Here is a 22,440-nt window from a genome sequence, read left to right as displayed (position 1 = left end):
GCGGGCATAAGGTCACACATTAGGTGGAAAGAAAATGCCCGTGCCCAATGCCCGGCACCGAGCAAGACCACAAATCATGGCGATTTTGGCGCAGCCGACCAGGCGATGACGGCGGAGACGAGCAGGACGACCGCCGCCATGATCGAGGCCGAGACATAGTTGCCGGAGGCTTGCGCGAGCAGTCCGGCGGCGATCGGGCCGATGATCTGGCCAAGGCCGAAGGCGGCGGTCATCAGCGCAAAGATGCGGCGCGGCGCTTGCGGTGCAAGCTGCCTTGCCGCCTGCAGGCCGAGCGCGGTGATGGCGATGAACGTGCCGCCCAGCAGAACGCCGGCCAGCAGAGGCCCGACATAGCCGCCGACAACGACGCTTGCCGCGACGCCGACCACCTCGATCAGGCAAGCGAGTACGTAGGCTGGGTAGAGACCGAACCTTTCGGCGACCTTCTGCCACAGCCAGACGGACGGAACACCGGCAAGGCCGGTGATCATCCAGACCATGGCCTCGAACACGCGCCCGCCGCCGCCCTGGCGCACGATGGCGACGAGGAAGGTCGCGGTCACCACATAGCCGAAGCCGAACAGGCCGTAGGCGACAATCATCTTGAGCAGCGACCGGTGCTTCGGCAGTGCGGGCTCGCGGCCTTCGGCGCCGTTGATGGTCGATGTGGTGCCGGCAAGCAGGGCGACCGCGACGAGACCCAAAGCGGAGATCGCCGCCGCCCACAGCCAGCCCGCCGGCCAGCCGGCATGGCCGGTGACGAGAATTGACATCAATGCCGAGGAAGCCGCGATGCCGAGCCCGACGCCGCCGAAATGCAGCGCCTGCAGATCACTACGGCCGGCCACGGCAAGATGGCTGAAGACGATCGAGGCCATGAAGACCATGACGAAGGCGCTGGCGAGACCGGCAAGAAAGCGGATGGCGAGAAAGACCGCGATCGTGTCGCCGAGGCCCATCAGGGCGGCGAGCAAGGCGCTGGCGGCGAGGCCGGCAAACATCAGCATGCGCTCGCGCCCATGCGCCCAGCCGCCGGCGGCGGCGAAGGCGCCGACGAGATAGCCGAGATAGTTGGCGGAGGCGATCCAGCCGGCATCGGCCGGCGACAGATGCAGTTCCTCCATCATGCCGGGCAGGATCGGCGTGTAGACGAAACGGCCGATGCCCATGGCGACAGCCATGGCGAGCATGCCGGCCAAGGCAAGCCGCAAGGGCGATGGCGAGGCGGTTTTCATCGCGGCGCACAATAAGTGTGCCGAGCAGCAAGACAATGCGCTTGTGTTGGGCCAGTTCGGAATGCCGATGGGCGCGTGCCCGCCAGCCGGAAACAGTTCGATTGTCTTACCGACAGCCTGGGCGCGCCGTCTCGTGATCTGTGCGCCGGGCCGTCAGCCGGAAGGGGACATCGCCCAGTTCGCGCTCCGACATGGTGTCGAATACAGGATGCGACAACGGGTCGACGATCCAGCGGGTAATCTCGCCGTCATGGCGGTTTCGCCGTGCGTCATCGGCGGAAAAGACCTTGAGCAATGATAAAATCTTCATCGATTTGCCTCCAATGGTCGGGCTTCAGCCCCAAAAATCAGCCTTTTCGTGCCGGGTTTCAATTGAGATTTCCCGATTGCCGTTTTAGAAAATCTACATGACCATGCTGAACCGCGTCCATCTGAACGGCCTGCGTGCCGTGGAAACCGTCGCCCGGCTGGGCTCGCTTGCGGCGGCGGCAGGCGAGCTCAACGTCTCGGCCAGCGCCGTCAGCCAGCAGATCAAGCGCACGGAAAAGCAGCTCGGCCAGGCGCTGTTCGAACGCACGCCGGGCGGCCTTGTTCCGACGGAGTTCGGCGCGGTGTTCACGGCAAGGCTTGGCGCCGGCTTCCGCGAACTGGCGCAGGCGGTGGCGCTGGCCGACGAGGCCAGCCAATGCACGCTGGTGGTTTCGGTGGCCCCGGCCTTCGCGTCGAAATGGCTGCTGCCGAGGCTGTCGCGGCATTTCGCCCGGCATCCGAACGTGCTCTTGCGCATCGACGCCTCGGGTCGGGTCGCCGATCTCGATCATTCCGACATCGATATCGGCATCCGGATGGGCGTCGGCAAATGGCCAGGCGTGCAAGCGGAACTGCTTCTGGCGCAGGAGGTGTTCCCGGTCTGCGCGCCGTCGATCGCAGCCAGACTGCGCTCGATCGAGGACCTGGCGCAGACCTGCGCCATCACCGACGAGCGGTCGATGATCAGCTGGGACAGCTGGTTCGCGGCGGCCGGCGTCGAGCCGGTCACCTTTCTCAAGGGGGCACGCTTCACCGATCCAATGCTGTGCCTGGAATCGGCGATCGCCGGCCATGGCGTCATGCTTGCCTGGCAGTTGCTGACCGCCGACGCGCTGGCAGATGGCCGGCTGGTCGCGCCGTTCGGCGTACGCGCCGAGAGCGGGCTTGGCTACTGGATGGTGACCTCGGCGACAAAAAGCGAGAGTCGCAAGGTGCGCGACTTCAAAGCCTGGATCCGCGAGGAAATCGCGGCGACCATGGCGCAGTTCCGGTCGCTGGACAGCGCCGCCTGAGCCAGTCGATCCTTGTGGAAAGGCTAGCCCTGCCGGTCTATGTATGGGCCAGACCCCACAATCACGGCAGGCAGGATCATGACCACACATTCGCGCGGCGTTGCAGCAACCATCGACCCGGTGAAGCTCGACAGGCTGGCCGAAGTCGCCATCAAGGTCGGGCTGCAGTTGCAGCCGGGACAAGACCTTGTGGTGACGTCGTCGATCGCGGCCCTGCCCTTGACGCGGCGCATCGTCGAGCACGCCTACAAGGCCGGCGCGGGGCTGGTGACGCCGATCTTCAATGATGACGAGATCACCCTGGCGCGCTTCCGCTACGGCGCGGACGCCGGCTTCGACCGTGCCGCCGGCTGGCTCTATGAAGGCATGGCGAAGGCCTTCTCCAACAATGCGGCGCGGCTTGCCGTGCGCGGCGAGGACCCCGCGCTGTTGTCGGCGCAGGATCCGGCCAAGGTGGCGCGCGCCAACAAGGCGAACTCGATGGCCTACCAGCCGGCGCTGGAGAAGATCACCGGCTTCGACATCAACTGGAACATCGTCGCCTATCCCGACCTTGCCTGGGCCAAGCAGGTGTTCCCCGGCGATGCCGACGACGTCGCGGTGGCCAAGCTCGCCGATGCGATCTTCTCGGCCTCGCGCGTCGACGTCGAGGATCCGATCGGCAATTGGAAGGCGCACAACGCCGCGTTGGCCGAGCGCACGAAATGGTTGAACGAGCACAATTTCCATGCGCTGCATTTCACCGGGCCGGGCACCGACCTGACCGTCGGGCTGGCCGAGGGCCATGAATGGATGGGCGGCGCCTCGACGGCCAAGAACGGCGTCACCTGCAACCCGAACATCCCGACCGAGGAGGTGTTCACCACGCCGCATGCAAGGCGGGTCTCCGGTCACGTCTCCTCGACCAAGCCGCTCTCCTACCAGGGCACGCTGATCGACGAGATCTCGGTGCGCTTCGAGGAAGGCCGGATCGTCGAGGCCAAGGCCTCCAAGGGCGAGGACGTGCTGAAGAAGGTGCTCGACACCGACGAAGGCGCGCGCCGGCTCGGCGAAGTGGCGCTGGTGCCGCATTCCTCGCCGATCTCGAAGAGCGGGCTTTTGTTCTTCAACACGCTGTTCGACGAGAACGCCGCCTGCCACATCGCGCTCGGCCAGTGCTATTCGAAGTGCTTCGTCGACGGCGCCTCGCTCAGCCAGGACGAGATCGCCGCGCGCGGCGGCAACAAGAGTTTTATTCACATCGACTGGATGATCGGCTCGGACAAGATCGACATCGACGGCCTCGGCAAGGACGGCAGCCGCGTGCCGGTGATGCGTAAGGGCGAGTGGGCCTGAGGTTTCCGAACTCGGAGGTGCGATGGCCTTCGATATTGCGGTAAAGCGCGTCTATGAGGCGCCGGCGAAAGCGGACGGCCAACGGGTGCTGGTCGACCGCATCTGGCCGCGCGGCATCGCCAAGAAGGATGCCGCGCTGACGCTATGGCTGAAGGAGATCGCTCCGAGCGACGAACTGCGCAAATGGTTCGGGCACCAGCCGGAGCGCTGGGCGGAGTTTCGGAAGCGGTATTCGGCGGAACTGGATGGGAATGGCGAGGCGGTGGCCCAGCTGCGCGCATTGCTCGGCAAAGGCAAGGTGACGCTGCTCTATGGCGCACATGATGAGGCGCACAACAATGCGGTGGCGCTGGCGGCGTATTTGCGAGCCCAAGCATAAACGCTGAGACGTCGAGTTCCTTCGCCCCCCTCTCTGTCCTGCCGGCCATCTCCCCCTCAAGGGGGGAGATCAGCTGTCGCGCCGGCTTTCGCCAAATCGCCAACGTCGCAGGAATGAGCGACGCGCCAAAGCTGCCAATCTCCCCCCTTGAGGGGGAGATGTCCGGCAGGACAGAGAGGGGGGCGAAGGAACGCGGCGTAAGCAGTCGAGCCTACTTCCCGCCAACCGCCTCCTCATAGACCTCCGGCTTGAACCCAACCAGGATGCGGTCGCCCACCTCCAGCACCGGTCGCTTGATCATCGTCGGCTTGGCGAGCATCAGCTTCTTTGCCTTCTTCTCGTCGAGCGCACCCTTCTCCTCGTCGGGCAGTTCGCGAAAAGTCGTGCTCCCCTTGTTGAGCAGCTTTTCCCAGCCGACCTTTCCGACCCAGCCGTTCAGCCTCTCCGCCTCGATGCCCTCGGCCCGGTAGTCGTGGAAGCGGTAGGCGACGTCGCGGCTCTCCAACCAGACGCGCGCCTTCTTGATCGTGTCGCAGTTGGTGATGCCGTACATGGTGATCGTCAAAACAGACCTCGGGCAGATGGGTTCGCGAATCTGACGACAAGCTAGGCCCGCCCTGCCCGCTTTGCCAGCGACTTAGGCCGAGCTTCCTTGACGGCTGGGGCACGGTTGCCGATGCGGACCATGCGAGGACGATTTGAGACATCACATGGCGGCCAGCATGTCATCCCAGCCGCCATGCCTGACTTTAACCGTGCGCGATGCGAGCCCTGGAGGCTGCTGGAATTTCACGCTTCAATAGTAAAAACGCTCTTCGCTGATCTTGCCGTTCTTGACCGTATAGAGGCCGACCTCATCCATGGTGACGCGCTCGCCGGTGGATTTGGGCGTTATGTCGAACTTGAAGCGCAGCGCGAACTGGTCGCCATTGACATAGGGGCCGTCGACCGAGCCGCCGTGAACCTCATGGTTCGCTTCCCACCACTCGCCCTTCTGCTTGACGGCTTCCTTGCCGCTGCAAACAGCCATCGGCCCTTCCATGGCCTCATAGCTGACGATGTCGTCGGAATTGTACCTCGCGGCAGCACTGTGGCTGTCGCCCTGCTTGAGGAGTTCCGTGAAATCCTTGGCAATTTCAGCAGTGGTCATGACTTCCTCCTGTTCAGACCAGTCGCAGGTAGGGGGTCGACTGCTCGGCTGCTACCGCCGGCCTGTCCCACAGGTGACAATTCGTGTCAGGAGAGACAGGTCCAGCTTGCAGCGATTTGAAATGCTCGCATGGCGACCAATGCGTCGTCCTTACAACGGGGCATTACACCCGCGCTCGATGGCCAGCCGCCGCACCAGCGCAAGCACGCTGTCGATGGCCGGCGTCGGCTTGCCGGTCAGGCGGCCGAGTTCCTGCACCGCGCTCACCAGCGCGTCGATCTCCATGGGGCGGCCGCGCTCCAGATCCTGCAGCATCGAAGTCTTGTGCTCGCCGACGTCGCCGGCGCCCTTGATGCGCTTGTCGACGGGGATCGGAAAGCGGACGCCGAGGCTTTCGCCGATCGCTTGCGCCTCCAGCATCATGGCGCGGGCAAGCGTTCGCGTTCCCTCGTCGGCGACGATGGCCGCGAGCGTGCTGCCGGTCAGCGCCGAGATCGGATTGAAGGACAGATTGCCCCAGAGTTTTATCCAGATCTCCGAGCGGATGTCCTCGCGCACCGGCGCCTGCAGTCCGGCTTTGACCATCTCGCGCGCCAGCGCGGTTACGCGCTCGCTCTTTTCGCCGGACGGCTCGCCAAGCGAGAACCGCGTACCCTCGACATGGCGGATCAGGCCGGGGGCATCGACCTCCGCGGCGGGATAGACGACGGAGCCGATGACGCGCTGCGGGCCGATGCGCTGCCAGATCGTGCCGCCGGGATCGACCGCCTGGATGCGCGTGCCTTCGAGCGCGCCGCCGGCCTTGTAGAAGTACCACCAGGGCACGCCGTTCTGCATGGTAACCACCGCTGTCTCCGGCCCAAGCAGCGGTGCGATCTGGTCGAGCGCCGGCGCCAGCGAATGGGCCTTCAGCGCCAGCACGACATAGTCCTGCACGCCGAGCTCTTCCGCGCGGGCGGCCGCCCTCACTGGCGCGGCAATCTCGCTCTCGCCCTCGATCAGCCTGAGGCCATCGGCCTTGATCGCCTCGAGATGCGCGCCGCGCGCCACGACCGACAGATCGACCGTGCCAGCGGCTGCCAGCTTGGCGGCGAGATAGCCGCCGATGGCGCCGGCGCCGAAAACGGTGACGCGCATCAGCCGAGCCCGAGTTTTGCCGCGAGACCGATGCGCTGTAATTTTCCCGTCGCGCCCTTCGGGATCTCGTCCAGGATCAGCACCTTGCGCGGCACCTTGAAATCGGCGAGCCGGGTCGACGCAAAGCCGCGTATGTCGGACTCGCTGGCGCTCTGGCCTTCGCGCAGCACGACAGCGGCCGCTACCTCTTCGCCGAGCTTGTCGTGCGGCATGGCGAAGCTGACGACCTGCGCCACCGCCGGATGGTCCATCAGCACACCGTCGACCTCGAGCGGCGAGATCTTCTCGCCGCCGCGGTTGATGATCTCCTTCAACCGGCCGGTGACGCGCAGATAGCCATCCTCGTCGAGCACGCCCTGGTCGCCGGTATGGAACCAGCCGTGGGCGAAGGCGCTGGCGTTGGCGTCGGGATTCTTCTCGTAGCCGGCGGTGACGTTGGGGCCGCGAATGACGATCTCGCCGGTCTCGCCGGCGTCAAGCAGCCGCCCGTCCGGCGCCATGACAGCTACGTCCGGTCCGGCCGCGGCGCCGACGCTGCCCGGCTTGCGCTGGCCTGGCGGCAGGCGGTTGGATGCCATCTGATGCGCGGCCTCGGTCATGCCGTAGGACTCGATCACCGGGCAGCCGAAGGTCGCCTCCAGCTCGGCCATCACCTGCGCCGGCAAGGACGCGGAGGACGAGCGGATGAAGCGCAATGGTGCGGCCGCAAGCGCTTCCGCATTGCGCGCGGCGCGGGGCAGGATCGCCTGATGCATGGTCGGCACCGCCGTGTACCAGCTCGGCTTTGCCTCGCCCAGCCAGTGGAAGAAGCGCAGCGCATTGAAGCCCGGCGTGCAGAAGACGCTGCCACCGGCGGCGAGCGAGGACAGAACAGCCGCGATCAGCCCGTGGATGTGGAAAAGAGGCATGATGTTGAGGCAGCGATCGGCCGAGGTCAGGCCGAGCGTCGCGCCGATATGCCCGGCCGAGGCGGCAAGATTGGCATGGCTTAATGGCACCAGCTTCGGGCGCGAGGTGGTGCCGGAAGTGTGGAGAAGCAGCGCGATGTCGCCCTCCGCTGCCAATCCCGACGCGACGGGCGGACCGACCGGATCGCCTTCGATGGCAAAGCTGCCGGCGGGCGCGTCATCCGGCGGCAGCAACCGCAGCACACGGATGCCGAGACGCTCGGCAACTTCGACCGCCGGCCCCTGCTCATCCCTGGCAACCAGGATCGCCCTGGCGCCGATATCGGAGAGATAGAAATCGAGCTCGTCGGCCCGGTAGGCGGGATTGAGCGGAGCAGTCGAGGCCGCCGCCGCCACGGCGAGGAAGGCGGTCGCCATCTCCGGTCCGTTTGGCAGCACGATGGCCACGCGGTCGCCACGGCCGAGGCCGAGCGCATTCAGCTTCGCGACCGTCTCGCGGATCAGCCGGCGCAGCCCGCCATGGGTGAGCGTCGGCCTGTCAGGGGCCGAAACAGCCGGCGCGTCAGCGGCGCCGGGGGCGAGGCGGTGCGCAAGGTCCACGGTGTCAGCGGTATTGGTCATGGTCACCGACTATCTTTCCAGCCTGCAAAAATCCAGCCGAGCGGCAGCACACAATCGTGAAGCCGCCGGCATCAGTATCCGAGCGCCATTCCATCCTTGCGCGGATCGGAAGCGCCGGTCAGCGTTCCCTTCTCCCAGTCGATCAGCACGGCCTGCCCGCCGCCCAGCGGGTGATCCGGCTCCACCACCTGATGGCCGCGCCGGCGAAGGCCTTCAACTGTGTCGGGACGGACGTTTCGCTCCGCCTCGACGACGTCGTGATTGTAGAAGACGCGCGGCGCGTCCAGCGCCTGCTGCGGGTCCATGCCGAAGTCGATCATATTGGTCAAAAGATGGACATGGCCGAAAGGCTGGTAGCCGCCGCCCATGACGCCGAACGGCATCACCGCGCGGCCGTCCTTCGTCATCATGCCCGGCATGATGGTGTGCATCGGCCGCTTGCCGGGCGCTATCGCGTTCGGATGTTTCGGATCGAGCCGGAAGCTGGTGCCCCTGTTCTGCAGCACGACGCCGGTCTTTGGGCTGACGACGCCGCTGCCGAAGGAATAGTAGGTCGAGTTGATGAAGCTGACGGCGTTCAAGTCACGGTCGACGACGGAGATGTAGACCGTGTCGCTGCCCGGCAGATCGAGGCGCGGCAAATCGGTCATGGCGCGTTCGCGGTCGATGGCGGCGCGCAGCCGGTCGGCATAGACGGCGGACAAAAGCTCCTTCACCGGGACGGCGACATGATCCTGGTCGCCGAGAAATGTATCACGGTCCCGGTAAGCCAGCCGCCCGGCCTCGATCTCCAGATGCAGGCGCTCGGCGCCATTGGGGTCGAGACCGCCAAGCTCAAAACCGGAGAGCACGTTCAACATCAAAAGCGCGGTCAGGCCCTGATTGTTCGGCGGCATCTGATGGATGCCGTAGCCCTTGTAGGAGATGCCAACCGGGGCCTTGTAGTCGCCCTTGGTCGAAGCGAAATCGTCGAGCGTGTGCAGCCCGCTGAGCTGGCGCAAGCGGCCGACGATGTCCTCGGCCACCGCACCCTCGTAGAAGCCGGCACGGCCTTTCCTGGCGATGATGCGCAGCGTTTCGGCGAGCTCCGGCTGGCGATGGACGTCGCCGGCCCTGGGTGGTTTGCCGCCGGGCAGGAAGATGCGCGCAGCGACCTCGTCGGCCGACAGGTCGGTCTCGGGATCTTTCCAGTCGAAGGCGACGCGGTCGTGCACGACATAGCCGTTTTCGGCATAGTGGATCGCCGGCGCCAGCGCGTCGGCGATGCCCTTGCGGCCATGGTCCTCCAGCAGCCTGCACCAGGCGTCGACGGCCCCCGGAATGGTGACCGCATGCGGGCCTTGCTTCGGCAATTCGCTGAAGCCCTTTTCCAGATACCAGTCGACGGTCGCCGCCGCCGGCGCCCTGCCCGAGCCGTTGAAGGCGAGCACATTCCCCTCGCCCTTAGGGCAATAAAGCACGAAACAATCGCCGCCGATGCCGGTCGACTGCGGCTCGACCACCGCCTGCACGGCGGCGGCGCAGACGGCGGCGTCCATCGCATTGCCGCCGGAGCGCAGCATCTCGATCGCGGCGAGGGTCGAGAGCGGATGCGAGGTCGCGGCCATGGCTTCGGTGGCGCGGACCGGCGAGCGGCCGGGAAACTGAAAATCACGCATGCTGTTACGGTATCCCTGCATTCAACGTCCGCGGCCGAAAAGCTGAGCGGCGGACAACAAGACGATCGATAGCACGATCAGGCAAGTCGAAATGGCGGCAATAGTCGGATCGATCTGGTCGCGTAGCGCATTGAACATGCGGCGCGTCAGCGTCGTGGTTTCGCCGCCGGAGATGAACAGCGAAACCACCACCTCGTCGAAGGAGGTGATGAAGGCAAACAGCGCGCCCGACACGATCGAGAAGCGGATCTGCGGCATCGTCACCTGAAGGAAGGCGGAGAAGCGGTTGGCGCCGAGGCTGCGCGCCACCTTCTCCTGGTTCATGTCGTAGGACCGCAGGCCGGAAACAACGGTCAGCACCACCAGCGGCAGGGCCTGCACGGTATGCGCGATGACGAGGCCGGTCAGCGTGTTGTTGAGGCCGATGCGGGCGTAGAGGAAGAAGGTGCCTATGCCGATCAGGATGACCGGGATGATCAGCGAGGCGGTGAGCAGCGCGTTGATGGCGCCGGTCAGCCGAAGCGTGCCGGCATTGATGGCATAGGCGGCTGCGGTGCCGAGCGGCGTCGCCACGATCATCGTCATCACAGCGACCTTCACCGAAACGACGGTGGCATCGCGCCATTCGACCGAACCGAAATAACTCTCGTACCAGCGCAGCGACCATTGCTCGGGCGGAAACTGCAGCAGCGTCGAGCCGGAAAAGGACATGATGACGATGATGACCGACGGCGCGATCAGGAACAGCAGGACCAGCGCTCCGAGCGCATAGAGCCAGAGCCGTTGCCGGTGCGATATGGGCAGGGCATTTTCCATGCTCATCGCGAGCTCCAGACGCCGGTGGCGCGCGCGCCGAGCAGCCATTGGAACAGGCCGAGCAGGGCCAGCGTGACGGCAAGCAGAACGACGCCGAGCGCGGCCCCCGCGCCCCAGTTGGAATAGAGGCTGGTGGTCTGCTCCATGCGCATCGCCCACATGATGACCTTGCCGCCGCCCATCAATGCCGGCGTGACGAAAAATCCGAGGCAGAGCACGAAGACGATGACCACGCCGGAGGCGAGGCCGGGCAGCGACAGCGGGAAGAATATCTGCCGGAAGGTGGCGGCCGGGCTGGCGCCGAGATTCATGCCGGCGCGCAGGCAATCGATGTCGATCGTCTTCATCGAGGCGTAGAGCGGCAGCACCAGGAACGGCAGCATGATGTGGGTCATGCCGATAATGACGCCGGCGAAATTGTTGGCGAGCGGCAGCGGCTGGCTAATGACGCCGAGGTCGATCAGCCAGCTGTTGATCAGGCCCTTGCGCTGCAGGATGACCAGCCAGGCATAGGTGCGCACCAGCACCGAGGTCCAGAACGGCAGGATGACCAGGATCAGGCAGATCGAGGCCGCGCGGCGCGGCAGTTGCGACAGCATGTAGGCCAGCGGATAGCCGAGCACGACGCAGGCGCCGGTGACGGCGAAGGCAACCTTGAAGGTGGTGAGGAAGGTCTTGATGTAGGAGGGCTGCTGGAAGAAGCGCGCGTAGTTCGAAGCGCTCAGCGAGCCGGTCTCGTCGAACAGCGACAGCCAGAACAGCCAGCCGATCGGCACGATGATGACGGCGAAGACGAGCAGCAGGCCGGGCGACAGCAGCGCCAGCAGCCCGAAGGATTCGCGGCGCGCGTCGGCATGCAACGCATCGGCGTTGAGCGTCGGGGCGCCGGCATGGGGCAGTTTGGCGGATTGCATGCTCATCAGTCCGCCGCCACCAGCACCACGTCCTCGGCATCGATACCGAGATTGACCGGCTCGCCGGGCCTTGGCAGTCTGGCCAGCACGTCGGAGCGGCAATAGTCGCGCAGCGTCACCTGGCGGCCGTCGCGCAGAGTGGCATAGCAGGCGAAACTGTCGCCCTGGTAGATGACGTCGCCGACCGTCGCCGGGATCACGTTGACGCTGCCCGCCGGCTGAGCGTCGGCGACGAGGCGCAGCTTTTCCGGCCGCACCACCATCAGATGGCAGCCGGCGGCCGGCACCGCAGAGGTCATGCGGATCTTCCTGTCCTCATACCAGACGCTGCCGTTGCGGCTTTCGACCGGGATGAAGTTGGAATCGCCGATGAAGCCGGCGACGAAGCGCGTTTTGGGCGCGGCGTAGAGCACTTCCGGCCTGTCGATCTGCTCGATGCAGCCGGCGTTCATGACGGCGATGCGATCCGACATGGTGATCGCCTCGCGCTGGTCGTGGGTGACGTAGACGGTCGTCATGCCCAGCCGGCGATGCAGATTGCGCAATTCGATCTGCATGTGCTCGCGCAGGCTCTTGTCCAGGGCCGAAAGCGGCTCGTCCATCAGCACGATGCGCGGCTCGAAGACGATGGCGCGGGCCAGCGCCACGCGCTGCCGCTGGCCGCCGGAAAGCTGGTCGACGCGGCGCTCGCCGAGCCCTTTCAACTGCACGAGGTCCAGCGCCTTTTCGACGCGCTCGGCCGTCTCCGCCGTCGAGACGCGGCGCTGCTTCAACGGAAAGGCGATGTTGTGGAAGACATTCATATGCGGGAACAGCGCATAGTTCTGGAACACCATGCCGATGTTGCGCCGGTGCGGCGGCATGGCGATGATCTCCTCGCCGCCGACCTTGATGCTGCCGGCATTCGCCCTGACGAAGCCCGCCAGGATCATCAGCAGCGTCGTCTTTCCCGAGCCCGACGGGCCAAGCAGCGTCAGGAATTCACCCGCCGCGACATCGAGCGAAAGATCGCGCAGCACCGAGACGCCGCCGAATCTCTTTTCGATGCCGCTGATGCCGATGGGAAGCGCGGTCGGCGCGATGGACAAAAGCATCTCCCTGGACTCCGGATCATTCATGGCGGGACGGAGCTGGGGCAGCGCCTGGACGCTGCCCCGACCGGTGCCACCCTGTCTATTGCTGGATCAGGTTGTTGAACTTCTCGGTCGCCTCGACGAGGGTGTCGCGCCAGAATTCGGGATCCTGCAGCACCTGCTTCTTGACGTTGTCCGGCGCGGAATTGATGTCCTTGATCCGCTCCGGCGGGATCTTGCCGGTCTCGAAGGCCTTTTCGTTGGCCGGGCCGTTGTCGACATAGAGCGGCAAATTGGCCTGAAGGTCGGGGCTGACGAACTTGGCCAGCGCCTTCATGGCGAGGTCCTTGTTCTTCGAGCCTTTGGGGATGACCATGCAGTCGGCGGTGAGAACGCCTTGGTCGAAGGAGAAGCTGACCGGCGCGCCTTCCTTGCGCAAGGTGCCGGCGCGGCCGTTCCAGATGCTCGCCATGTCGACCTCGCCGTCCTTGACGAGCTGCATGGCCTGGGCGCCCGAGGTCCACCAGGCGTCGATATGGCCCTTGACCTTGTCGACGGATTGCAGCGCGCCGTCGATGTCGACCGGATAGACCTTGTCGATCGGAATGCCCTTGGCGAGTGCGGCGACACTCAGCGTTTCCGTCGCCTGGCTGCCGGAGAGCGCGCGGCGGCCGGGGAATTTCTCGACATCCCAGAAATCGGCCCAGGTCTTCGGCCCCTTGTCGCCGAAAACGTCGGTCCGGTAGATCAGCACCACGGAGGTGTAGGAAATGCCGACCCAGTCGTCATGGACGAGCTTGGGATTGATGCCGCTCTTGTCGATGACGCTGTAGTCGAGCTTCTCGAACAGGCCTTCCTTGGAGCCGCGCGCGCATTCGTCGGCACCGAGCTCGGTGATGTCCCATTTGACGGCATTGCCGGTGACCTGCAGGCGCACGTCGTCGAGGCCGTTGGTGGTGTCCTGCTTGATGGTGATGCCGAGTTCCTTGGCCGTCGGATCGAAGAAGGCCTTGGTCTCCGCCTCCTGATAGGTGCCGCCCCAGGAGGCGGCGGTGATGGTGTCGGCGGCCGATGCCGGGACGGCGACCGAGGCCAGCAGCCCCGCGACCGCAAGACTTTTGATGCAAAGCAGCTTCGTCATTTTCGCTTCTCCAACCGGTGTTCCCATTATCGTTGATTTGGTATGCGAATTTGTATACAATTTTGAGTGTAATTCGTCGAAAGCCGATGTCAACACGCGCCATGCGTTTTTTGGTGACGGAAGATTGAGGCCAAGGCCGGAGCGCTACTCTGCTCGAAACGGTCCTGTTTCAAGCAAGCGCCAAAAGGCTCTAGACTGCGAATCCATGACAGACCGTTGGAGGCGGGACGCTTGAGCAAGGAGAGAAAGAACACGCTGCGCGATTCGGTGTTCGAGAAGCTGAAGGCGCTGATCATCACCGGCCAGATTCCGCCCGGCTCGCGTGTCACGGAAGCCGACATGGCCGAGCGCCTGAAGGTCAGCCGCACACCGGTGCGCGAGGCCTTCAACCGGCTGGAGCGCGACGGCCTGGTCATCGGCCGTCCGCGCCAGGGCTATCTGGTCGCCGAGTTCAATCTGACAATGTTCCGCGAGGCCTTCGACATCCGCGAGCTGCTCGACGGACGCGCGACCGAGCTGGCGGCGGCCAACGCCACCGCCGCCGACAAGACGCGGCTGCGCGCAGTTCTTGCCGAATGCGAGCGTCTGGCCACGATCCCCGACCGCAGCACCAGGGAGCAGTTCGAGGAACTGCAGGTCGGTATCGACCTGCATCGCGTGATCGCCGAAATCGGCGGCAACGAGATGCTCTCCGGCATGCTCTGCGGCATACTCGACAAGTGCCAGCAATATGTCTGGACGGAGCTTCTGTGGCTGGACGAGTGGAAGCTCACCCGCGAGGAGCACACCGGCATCGTCGACGCGATCTGCGCCGGTGATGTGGCGCTTGCCGGCGAGCGCGCCCGCGCGCATGTGCGAGGCTCACGCGAGAACATCCTGCGCCTGCTGCAGGCCAAATCCGACTATCAGGGTTTTTTCGCCAGAGCGTCCTGAGGCAAGCGGTCAATTGGAAAGCATAGGGCAGCTGGCGCCCCGGCGCAGGCTGATATGCGCCACGTCGCCGACGCTGAACTGAAAACCGTCGGCGCGTCGCGGCGCATCGATCACCACCCGCATCCCCTGCCCCAGCTCGGCGTGAAGGCGCAGCGTGCGGCCGTGAAAGACGACGCCGCTCACCCGTGCCGGCGTGGTGCCGTCAGCGGCTTCGGTGGCTGCCAACAGATCCTCGGGACGCACGCCGATGGTGCGCGTATCGCCGGCGGCCGGCGCCTCGCCGGTTTCGGAGACAGCTTCCAGCGGCAGCTCGCCGGCGGCAAAGCGCAGGCGCTCGCCGTCGCGGCCGACGAAGCGCGACGGCAGGAGGTTCATGGTGCCGATGAAAGAGGCGACGAATTTCGTCGCCGGGCGGTCGTAGAGGGTCGCCGGCGGCGCGATCTGCTCGATGCGGCCCTTGTTCATGACGACGATGCGATCGGAGATCGACAGCGCTTCGGTCTGGTCGTGGGTGACCATGACGAAGGTGGTGCCGAGCCGCGACTGCAGCCGCTTCAGCTCGACCTGCATCTGCTCGCGCAGATGTGCGTCGAGCGCCGACAGCGGCTCGTCGAGCAGCAGCACACGCGGCTCGCAGACGATGGCGCGGGCGAGCGCGACACGCTGGCGCTGGCCGCCCGAAAGTTCCAGGACGCGGGCGCCGAGCTTGTCGGCGAGGCCGACCATGTCGAGCGCCGCGCCGACGCGTTTCGCCTGCTCGGCGCCGGACAGTTTGCGCAGCGACAGGCCGAAGCCGACATTCTCGGCGACATCCATGTGCGGGAACAGCGCATAGTCCTGGAACACGGTGTTGACCGGACGATCGAAGGGCCTCAGGCCCGTTATGTCGCGGCCCTCGAGCAGAACATTGCCGCTGGTCGGGCTCTCGAAACCGGCGATGACGCGCAGGCTGGTGGTCTTGCCGCAACCGGACGGGCCTAACAAAGTGAGGAACTCACCCGGAGCGATATCCAGGTCGACGGCGTCGAGACCAACCACACCACCCGGAAAGACCTTCGAGACTTTCTGCAGTCGAACTAATGCATCTCGCAATTCCGGACGGAAAGCCGTGTCGCGCTTTGCCTGGAATTGCTCTGTCGCATCAGGCGCCATCGCGCACCTCGGAGGGTTTTGTCGTGTTGACCCAGAGGATCTGGCAGCACTCGGCGCCGGGGTTGCGGAAGGCATGCAGAAGCGTGCTCTTGAAGGCAAAGCTGTCGCCGGCCTTCAATCCGTAGGTGGTCGAATCGACCACCAGTTCGACCTCGCCCGTCATCACGAAGCCGAATTCGTGGCCGGCATGGGCGTAGGCTTCCGCCGTGCCGCCGCCGGCCTCGACCGTAACCAGCATGCCGGTGAGCGTGGCCGCTGGCGGCGAGAGCAATGCCTTGGCGATGCCTTCCGACTTGACCGGTATCTGCCGCCGCTTGTCGGCGCGCACGCAATAGAGGTCGTTGACGGCGTCATTGCCGTCGGCGATCAGCGCAGACGGTTCGATGTCGAGCGCGGCGGCCAGCGGCCAGATCACCTTGACACGCAGCGAGGACATGCCTCGCTCGATCTGGCTGAGCGCGCCGATCGAAATGCCGGCCTTTGCCGCAAGCTCGGCCAGCGACAGCTTGCGCTCCAGCCTCAGCGCCCGCACGCGCCGGCCGACGCGCACATCGGCATCGTCCTTCGACCTTTCGGCGGCTTCGTCAAAAACGTCCATGCGTTCGTCCTCGTTGCAGTACTTTGGCCAGCCAACAAAGCCGGTTCTGGTCTTACCGGCGTTGGCGCCACCCCTCATCGCCCTGCCGGGCACTTCTCCCCGTATAGTGACGGGGAGAAGGGGCTGACCGCAGCGTCGGCCGTCTTCCTGCAGCAACAGCGGCGATTTGCGAAAGCGGCGATGACAGCGCCCCTCTCCCCGTCACTATACGGGGAGAGGATGCCGGCAGGCAGGTGAGGGGCAGCACCGGCTTTGGCAATGGCGCTCAACCCCCGGCCTTCACCTTCTCGAACATCTTGGCGACGTCGTCGTTCTGCTTCATCGGCCCGGTGAAGATGGTGGTCTTCAGCATCACGTCCGGATCCGACGGCAGTTGCAGCTTTTCCAGCTCGTCCTTCGCCACGCCGGCGAAAGCGGTGCTCAGCGAACTGCCGTAGCCATAGGACTGGATCAGATACTTACCGGAGTCGGCGTCGAGCCGGCTGTTGATGAAGTCATAGGCGAGATCGACGTTCTTGGCGTCCTTCAGCATGACGAAGCCGCAGGACCAGGTCAGCATGCCCTCCTTCGGCTTCATGAACTCGACCGGCACGCCCTGCTTCTTCAGCGACGTAGCCGACGCGTTCCAGGTCATGGCGGCGACCAGTTGGCCGCTTGCCAGCGCCTGTTCGACCGAGGTCATGTCGGTGGTGTAGCTGGACAGCAGCGGCCGCTGCTCGCGCAGTTTTTCCGCCACCTTGTCCATCTGCTCCGGAGTCATGTCGAAGGGGTTCACGCCGGCGAGCAGTGCGGCGACGATCGGCGTGTCATGCACGGCGTCGATTGTCGCCATGCGACCGGCATACTGCTTGTCCCACAGAAGGTTCCAACTCGCCTCGGGGTTCTTCACCAGATCGGTGCGGTAGAGGATCGAGGTGTTGCCCCAGTCCCACGGCACCATCCAGACCTTGCCGTCGCCGGCCTGGATGTCGGGCAGGTTCTTGAACACCGGGAAGATCGAATCCCAGTTCTTGATGCGCTTGGTGTCGATCGGCTGCAGCAGGCCTTCCTTGTTCCAGCGCGCCACCTTGTCGTAGCAGGGGTGCGCGATGTCCGGCCGGAAACCGGCCTTGACCTTGGTGAAGGCGTCGTCGTCGTCGCCGAAGATCGAGGCCTCGACGCCGTCCGGATGGGCTGCGAGGAAGCTTTTGTTGAAGTCGGGCAGTTCGTAGCCCGACCAGGTGAAATACTGCAGCTTGTCGGCGGCAAAGGCGACGGTCGACGACAGCGCGAGCGCCAGGGCCGCAAGGCCGGCGCGGGTCTTGTGTCCGGTGATCGATTTCAGCTGGAATGTCATTTTCGTTCTCCTCTCTTTCTTTGTTGTGGTTCAGGCTGGTTTGGCGGCGGCTGGCCGACGCGCAGCGCCAAGGCCGCGGTGGCGCAGGATTTCGGCTGAGCCGGCGATGATGAAGGACACGGCCAGGATCACCGTGCCCAGCGCCATGACAGTCGGCAGCGAGCGCGGGAAGCGCAGCTGGCTCCAGATGTAGAGCGGCAGCGTCGGCTCGGTGCCGGCGAGGAAGAAGACGACGATGAACTCGTCGAAGGAGATAAGGAAGGCAAGCATGAAGGCCGACAGAACGGCCGGCGCACTCAGCGGCAGCATGACGCGCCGGAACGTCGTCCAGTCGGAGGCGCCGAGATCGAGCGCCGCCTCGCGGATGGTTTTGGGAATAGCGGCGAAGCGGCTGCGCATCACCACCACCGTCGTCGGCAGCGCGACAAGGATGTGCCCAAGCACGATCGAAACGCGCGACGGGCCGAGACCGATGAGATTGACCAGGATAAGCAGCGATATGCCGACGATGACGCCTGGGATCAGGATCGGCAGTCGTGCGATGGCGCTGATCGTGGCGGCGAGCGGCGAGCGGCCGTAGAGATCCATATAGGACACGGTGATGCCGCAGAGCGTGGCGCCGGTGGCTGCAACCGTGGCGATGACGAGGCTGTTGGCGAGCGCGCCCGACAGCACCGGATTGCCATAGAGCGTCTCGTACCATTCAAGCGTGAAGCCCTGCAGCGGAAACGCAGCCTGGATGGAATTGTTGAAGGAAAACAGCGGGATCAGCAGCACCGGCAGATAGAGGAAGACCAGATAGCCAAGCACGTAGAGGCCGAGCCAGCGGCCGCCCGTGTTGATGTCGGTGCGCGCCGCGCTCATGTGCGGCTGCCAAATCTGCGGTCGGCGCCGCGCGCGACCAGCACCACGCACAGGATGACCAGCATGACGCAGACGGAAAGTGCGGCGCCGAACGGCCAGTCATTGGCCTTGCCGAACTGCGACTGGATCAGCGTGCCGATCATGGTGCTGGCCGGGCCGCCGACCATGGCCGGCGTGACGTAGTCGCCGACCGTCGGCACGAAGACGACGAGGGCCGCCGCCAGCACGCCCGGCATCGAATTCGGCAGCACGACGCGGCGGAAGGCCGTGAGGGGACGGGCACCGAGATCGGAAGCGGCTTCGAGCAGCGACTTCGGGATCGTGTCCAGCGCGACATAGATCGGCAGGATGGCAAAGGGCGCGTAGGCGTGGGCAAGCGTGACCACGACCGCCGCCGGCGTGTTGAGGAAGGCCAGCGTCGGCTCCGACCAGATGCCGCTTTCGATGAAGGCCGAGTTGAGCACGCCATTATAGGCAAGCACGATCTTCCAGGCGAAGACGCGCAAAAGATAGCTGGTCCAGAATGGCAGCGTGACCAGGAAGAGCAGCAGGCCGCGGCGCCGCCCGGCATGGAAGGCGAGATAGTAGGCGACCGGATAGGCGGTCACCACCGTCGCCAGCGTCACCAGACCGGCGATGACCAGCGAGCGCAGCGTCACCGTCCAGTAGAGCGGATCGGTGGCCACGGTGACGAAGTTCGCGGCGGTCAGGCCGACGCCGAGCAGCGAGCCGTCATTGCCGCGGAAGGCAAGGAAGATCACCAGTCCGAGAGCGAACAGGATCAGGAAGAAGGTGACCAGCCCGCCCGGCAGCAGCATGGCGAAGCGGAACGCCGGCGAAGTGCGGGTTTCCGGCAATGGCTGACTTGCTGCAATGGCCGACATCGATCTGCCCGTCGGATTTATGAAATCGACTTAGATTTTTTCAGATTCATGAAACTGTCAAGCTGAATCGCGAAGGTGACGGAATGTGCTCGGCGAAATCAGCGCTCCAACGCGTCGAGCATCCGGTACCAGGCGATCGTCGCCGCAACGCCGACCTGCCGGTAGGCATGGAACGGGATCGGCCGGATCGGCGACAACGGAAACGGCAGTTGCCGCGCATCGCCGCTCGCCAGGTAGCTTGCGATGCGCTTGCCGAGCGCGCTCATCAGGCCGACGCCCCTGCCCTGGCAGCCGGCAACGGCAAGCAGGCCCATTTCGGGCTCGTGGATATGCGGCAGGTGATCCGGCGTCATCGCCACCCGGCCGAACCAGCGTTTCTCGATCGCGATGCCGGCAAGCGCCGGATAGAGACGGATCAAGGCGCGTTCCAGATGCGCCCAGTCCGCGGCGCTGAAGGGCAGTGCCATGCGGCCGCGGCCGCCCAGCACAAGCCGGCCGTCCGCGCTTCTGCGGTAGTAGACGAGGATGCGGCGCGAATCCGACACCGCCTGCCCGCCCGGCAGGATGCCGGCGCCAATGTCAGCCGGCAGCGGCGCAGTGGCAATCTGGAAGGAGTGCAGCGGCACGATGGTCCGCGCGAGGCCAGGCAGAAGGCCATCGGCGTAGGCGTTGGTGGCAAGAACTACCGCCTTCGCCCGCACCTCCAGGCCGCTTTCGGTCAAGACGCGCCAGAGACCGGCGTCCTTGCGCAGCTTCACCACCTTCTGCCCTTCGGCGATCCCTGCGCCAGCGGCAGCGGTGACCCGCGCCAGCTCCAGCGTATAGGCCAGCGGATCGACGACGCCGGCGCGGCGGTCGAGCCAGCCGCCGAGATAGCCCTTGGCGCCGGTCATGGCCGCGATCTCGGCCTGGCTTAGCAGTTCGACGTCGGCGCCGCGCGCCCGCCACTGGCGATCCCGGTTTGCTGCCGCAGTCAAAGCGGTCTCGGTGTGCGCAGCCTGGATCCAGCCGTTGCGGGTGAACGGCACCGCCAGCTTCTCGTCGCGGATCAGGTCGAACACCGCATCCGCGGTCGAGGCGGCAAAATTGACCAGCGCCTCGCCACGCTCCTTGCCGAAATGCTCGACCAGCCATTGCGGATCGTATTTCAGGCCGGGGATGACCTGACCGCCATTGAGACCCGAGGCGCCCTCGCCGATCACTCCGGCCTCGAGCACCTGGACGGTGCGCCCCTGCCGCGCGGCATGGAGCGCGGTGGAGAGACCCATGATCCCGCCACCGACGATGACGACGTCAACTGCGCCGACCGCCGGTTGCGGCTGGAACGCGGACACCGTTTTGGGCCTCTGCCAGATCGGATCGGAAAACGGCTTGGGCAAGGAACACCTGGAAATGCAATGGGCTCGTGAAAATCGTATTGCCGATTTCATGGATTTGAAAGTGCGTTTCGATTGTGCCAGCCGGCCCGTGGCTGCGGACAGCGCGCCCATGGCCCACCAAATGATCCCATCGGCGGGATGGACGTCTGGACAAAATCCGGGGAAAGTGCCCGCCGCCAACGAAAGGACCGATGCCATGACCGACCCGACCCGCCTGCCCGCCGACGGAATTTTCATCGGGCGAGCGAGAACCAGCGAGGCGGCCCATCCGCTGGTGGTCGCGGTGCGCGACGGCACGGTCTTCGACATCACGTCGAGCGCCGCTCCAACCGTGCGCGACCTCTGCGAGTTGCCTGACCCGGCCGGCTATGTCCGCTCCGCCAAGGGCAAGCCGATCGGCGCGCTTGAAGACATCGCCGCCAACAGTTTCGAGGCAGAGCGCGACGCGAAGAAGCCGTTCCTGCTCTCCCCCGCCGACCTGCAGGCGGTGAAGGCTTCCGGCGTCACCTTCGTCGTCAGCCTGCTCGAGCGCGTCATCGAGGAACAGGCGCGCGGCTCGGCGGAGAAGGCCGATGCCATCCGCGCCGACATCGCCGGCCTGATCGGCCACGATCTGTCGAAGCTGAAGCCCGGCTCGCCGGAAGCGATGGAGATCAAGGCCAAGCTGATTTCGCGCGGCGCCTGGTCGCAATATCTGGAGGTGGGCATTGGTCCGGACGCCGAAATCTTCACCAAATGCCAGCCGATGGCATCTGTCGGCTTCGGCGCCGATGTCGGCCTGCACCCGGTCTCCACCTGGAACAATCCGGAGCCGGAGATCGCCATGATCGCCGACAGCACCGGCCGCATTGTCGGCGCCACGCTCGGCAACGACGTCAATTTGCGCGACGTCGAGGGGCGCTCGGCGCTGCTCTTGGGCAAGGCCAAGGACAACAACGCGTCCGCAGCGCTCGGTCCCTTCATCCGGCTGTTCGACGAGACCTTTTCCATCGCCGACGTGAAGCGCGCCACGGTGCGGCTCAGCGTCGAGGGCGAGGATGGGTTCGCGCTGGAGGGCGCAAGCTCGATGGCCGAGATCAGCCGCTCGCCGGAGGAGCTGGTCAAGGCAGCGATGGGGCCGCATCACCAGTATCCGGACGGGCTGGCGCTCTATCTCGGCACCATGTTCGTACCGTCGAAGGATCGCGGCGAGAAGGGCAAGGGCTTCACCCACAAGGTCGGCGACATCGTCACCATCTCGTCGGAGAAGCTCGGCGCGCTGGTCAACCGGGTGCGCCTGTCACCGGATTGCCCGCACTGGACCTATGGCGCCAGCCACCTGATGCGCGACCTCGCCAAGGCCGGCCTGATCTGACAACCCTGCAAGAACCGGCCTTCATCATGTCCGATTTGCCGCCGATCTCCGTGCGCAACGTCGCCAAACGCTTGGGCGGCTTCGTCGTTCTGGTCGACTGGCTGGGCAGGATCTGGCGCGGCCGGCGCGCGGAACTCAGGCAGAACGGGCCGCGCGGCTGAGCCTCGCTCGACTACCTTACCTCGCCCAAACTGGGCCGCGATTGATCTTCAAGGAAAACGTTCCGGTTCAATAGGTTAGCGAGCCGCAAC

Annotated in this window: 23 protein-coding genes; 7 read left to right on the top strand and 16 right to left on the bottom strand. The window is 65.3% G+C overall.

The window, feature by feature from the left end; all coding sequences use genetic code 11:
• Nucleotides 1-74: 74 nt before the first annotated feature.
• A complete protein-coding gene (locus tag EN786_RS26945) occupies nt 75-1,235 on the bottom strand; it encodes a YbfB/YjiJ family MFS transporter (protein ID WP_127310243.1) in 1,161 nt (386 codons plus the stop codon).
• Here EN786_RS26945 and EN786_RS39490 point away from each other — a divergent pair.
• The 4 genes from EN786_RS39490 (at nt 1,180) to EN786_RS26925 (ending at nt 4,271) form a co-directional block, all read left to right on the top strand.
• A complete protein-coding gene (locus tag EN786_RS39490; RefSeq protein ID WP_189340485.1) occupies nt 1,180-1,533 on the top strand; it encodes a hypothetical protein in 354 nt (117 codons plus the stop codon). The two genes, EN786_RS26945 and EN786_RS39490, sit on opposite strands and share 56 nt — an antisense overlap.
• Nucleotides 1,534-1,642: 109 nt before the next feature.
• Complete coding sequence (locus EN786_RS26935; protein WP_189524308.1) at nt 1,643-2,557, top strand: LysR substrate-binding domain-containing protein; 915 nt, start codon at nt 1,643-1,645, stop codon at nt 2,555-2,557.
• A gap of 78 nt (nt 2,558-2,635) precedes the next feature.
• Complete coding sequence (locus EN786_RS26930; protein ID WP_127311672.1) at nt 2,636-3,892, top strand: aminopeptidase; 1,257 nt, start codon at nt 2,636-2,638, stop codon at nt 3,890-3,892.
• A 22-nt stretch (nt 3,893-3,914) separates the two neighbouring features.
• Nucleotides 3,915-4,271, top strand: coding sequence for a DUF488 domain-containing protein (locus EN786_RS26925; RefSeq protein ID WP_135909058.1), 357 nt, complete (start codon nt 3,915-3,917; stop codon nt 4,269-4,271).
• A 211-nt stretch (nt 4,272-4,482) separates the two neighbouring features.
• Here EN786_RS26925 and EN786_RS26915 read toward each other — a convergent pair whose 3' ends face one another.
• From EN786_RS26915 to EN786_RS26875, 9 genes are all read right to left on the bottom strand, one after another.
• Entirely contained in the window at nt 4,483-4,836 is a 354-nt protein-coding gene (locus EN786_RS26915; protein WP_127284891.1) for an ArsC family reductase, read from the bottom strand.
• A 231-nt stretch (nt 4,837-5,067) separates the two neighbouring features.
• Nucleotides 5,068-5,421 carry a nuclear transport factor 2 family protein gene (locus EN786_RS26910; protein WP_127311671.1) on the bottom strand — a complete coding sequence of 118 codons (354 nt, stop codon included), beginning with the start codon at nt 5,419-5,421 and terminating at the stop codon, nt 5,068-5,070.
• 150 nt (nt 5,422-5,571) lie between these two features.
• The gene (locus EN786_RS26905) at nt 5,572-6,558 is read right to left on the bottom strand and encodes a 2-dehydropantoate 2-reductase (RefSeq protein ID WP_127311670.1); all 987 of its coding nucleotides are present in this window, start codon (nt 6,556-6,558) and stop codon (nt 5,572-5,574) included.
• Complete coding sequence (locus EN786_RS26900) at nt 6,558-8,087, bottom strand: acyl--CoA ligase (protein ID WP_135909056.1); 1,530 nt, start codon at nt 8,085-8,087, stop codon at nt 6,558-6,560. Before EN786_RS26900 ends, EN786_RS26905 begins: the two co-directional genes overlap by 1 nt.
• A gap of 71 nt (nt 8,088-8,158) precedes the next feature.
• Complete coding sequence (ggt, locus tag EN786_RS26895) at nt 8,159-9,745, bottom strand: gamma-glutamyltransferase (protein WP_127311652.1); 1,587 nt, start codon at nt 9,743-9,745, stop codon at nt 8,159-8,161.
• Nucleotides 9,746-9,766: 21 nt separating this feature from the next.
• Entirely contained in the window at nt 9,767-10,567 is an 801-nt protein-coding gene (locus EN786_RS26890; protein WP_127311653.1) for an ABC transporter permease, read from the bottom strand.
• The gene (locus EN786_RS26885; protein ID WP_127311654.1) at nt 10,564-11,481 is read right to left on the bottom strand and encodes an ABC transporter permease; all 918 of its coding nucleotides are present in this window, start codon (nt 11,479-11,481) and stop codon (nt 10,564-10,566) included. The genes EN786_RS26890 and EN786_RS26885 overlap by 4 nt, the downstream gene beginning before the upstream one ends.
• A complete protein-coding gene (locus EN786_RS26880; RefSeq protein WP_135909063.1) occupies nt 11,481-12,563 on the bottom strand; it encodes an ABC transporter ATP-binding protein in 1,083 nt (360 codons plus the stop codon). The genes EN786_RS26885 and EN786_RS26880 overlap by 1 nt, the downstream gene beginning before the upstream one ends.
• Before the next feature lie 85 nt (nt 12,564-12,648).
• Entirely contained in the window at nt 12,649-13,689 is a 1,041-nt protein-coding gene (locus EN786_RS26875; protein ID WP_127311577.1) for an ABC transporter substrate-binding protein, read from the bottom strand.
• A 231-nt stretch (nt 13,690-13,920) separates the two neighbouring features.
• On the opposite strand from EN786_RS26875, the gene EN786_RS26870 reads away from it, so the two are divergent.
• Nucleotides 13,921-14,622, top strand: a complete 702-nt coding sequence (locus EN786_RS26870; RefSeq protein ID WP_189340652.1) for a GntR family transcriptional regulator — start codon at nt 13,921-13,923, stop codon at nt 14,620-14,622.
• A 9-nt stretch (nt 14,623-14,631) separates the two neighbouring features.
• Here the strand turns inward: EN786_RS26870 and EN786_RS26865 are convergent, their stop codons facing one another.
• From EN786_RS26865 to EN786_RS26835, 6 genes are all read right to left on the bottom strand, one after another.
• Nucleotides 14,632-15,774, bottom strand: coding sequence for an ABC transporter ATP-binding protein (locus EN786_RS26865; protein ID WP_245478431.1), 1,143 nt, complete (start codon nt 15,772-15,774; stop codon nt 14,632-14,634).
• A complete protein-coding gene (locus tag EN786_RS26860; protein WP_127311581.1) occupies nt 15,764-16,372 on the bottom strand; it encodes a cupin domain-containing protein in 609 nt (202 codons plus the stop codon). Before EN786_RS26860 ends, EN786_RS26865 begins: the two co-directional genes overlap by 11 nt.
• 265 nt (nt 16,373-16,637) lie before the next feature.
• Nucleotides 16,638-17,708 carry an ABC transporter substrate-binding protein gene (locus EN786_RS26850; RefSeq protein ID WP_127286372.1) on the bottom strand — a complete coding sequence of 357 codons (1,071 nt, stop codon included), beginning with the start codon at nt 17,706-17,708 and terminating at the stop codon, nt 16,638-16,640.
• A 30-nt stretch (nt 17,709-17,738) separates the two neighbouring features.
• A complete protein-coding gene (locus tag EN786_RS26845) occupies nt 17,739-18,572 on the bottom strand; it encodes an ABC transporter permease (RefSeq protein WP_135909054.1) in 834 nt (277 codons plus the stop codon).
• On the bottom strand, nt 18,569-19,456 hold the full coding sequence (locus EN786_RS26840) for an ABC transporter permease (protein WP_127312033.1): 888 nt from the start codon (nt 19,454-19,456) through the stop codon (nt 18,569-18,571). The genes EN786_RS26845 and EN786_RS26840 overlap by 4 nt, the downstream gene beginning before the upstream one ends.
• A 98-nt stretch (nt 19,457-19,554) precedes the next feature.
• The gene (locus tag EN786_RS26835; RefSeq protein ID WP_127312034.1) at nt 19,555-20,835 is read right to left on the bottom strand and encodes an FAD-dependent oxidoreductase; all 1,281 of its coding nucleotides are present in this window, start codon (nt 20,833-20,835) and stop codon (nt 19,555-19,557) included.
• A gap of 196 nt (nt 20,836-21,031) precedes the next feature.
• Here EN786_RS26835 and EN786_RS26830 point away from each other — a divergent pair, with 196 nt between their 5' ends.
• Nucleotides 21,032-22,189, top strand: coding sequence for a fumarylacetoacetate hydrolase family protein (locus tag EN786_RS26830; protein WP_127311222.1), 1,158 nt, complete (start codon nt 21,032-21,034; stop codon nt 22,187-22,189).
• 26 nt (nt 22,190-22,215) lie between these two features.
• Entirely contained in the window at nt 22,216-22,350 is a 135-nt protein-coding gene (locus EN786_RS39330) for a hypothetical protein (protein ID WP_281033925.1), read from the top strand.
• The last annotated feature ends 90 nt before the right edge of the window (nt 22,351-22,440 follow it).

The sequence above is a fragment of the Mesorhizobium sp. M4B.F.Ca.ET.143.01.1.1 genome, from assembly GCF_004792275.1.
Taxonomy (GTDB): Bacteria; Pseudomonadota; Alphaproteobacteria; order Rhizobiales; family Rhizobiaceae; genus Mesorhizobium; species Mesorhizobium abyssinicae.
The sequence above is the reverse complement of the archived record's forward strand: the minus strand, read 5'-3'. Positions and strand labels throughout refer to the sequence as shown.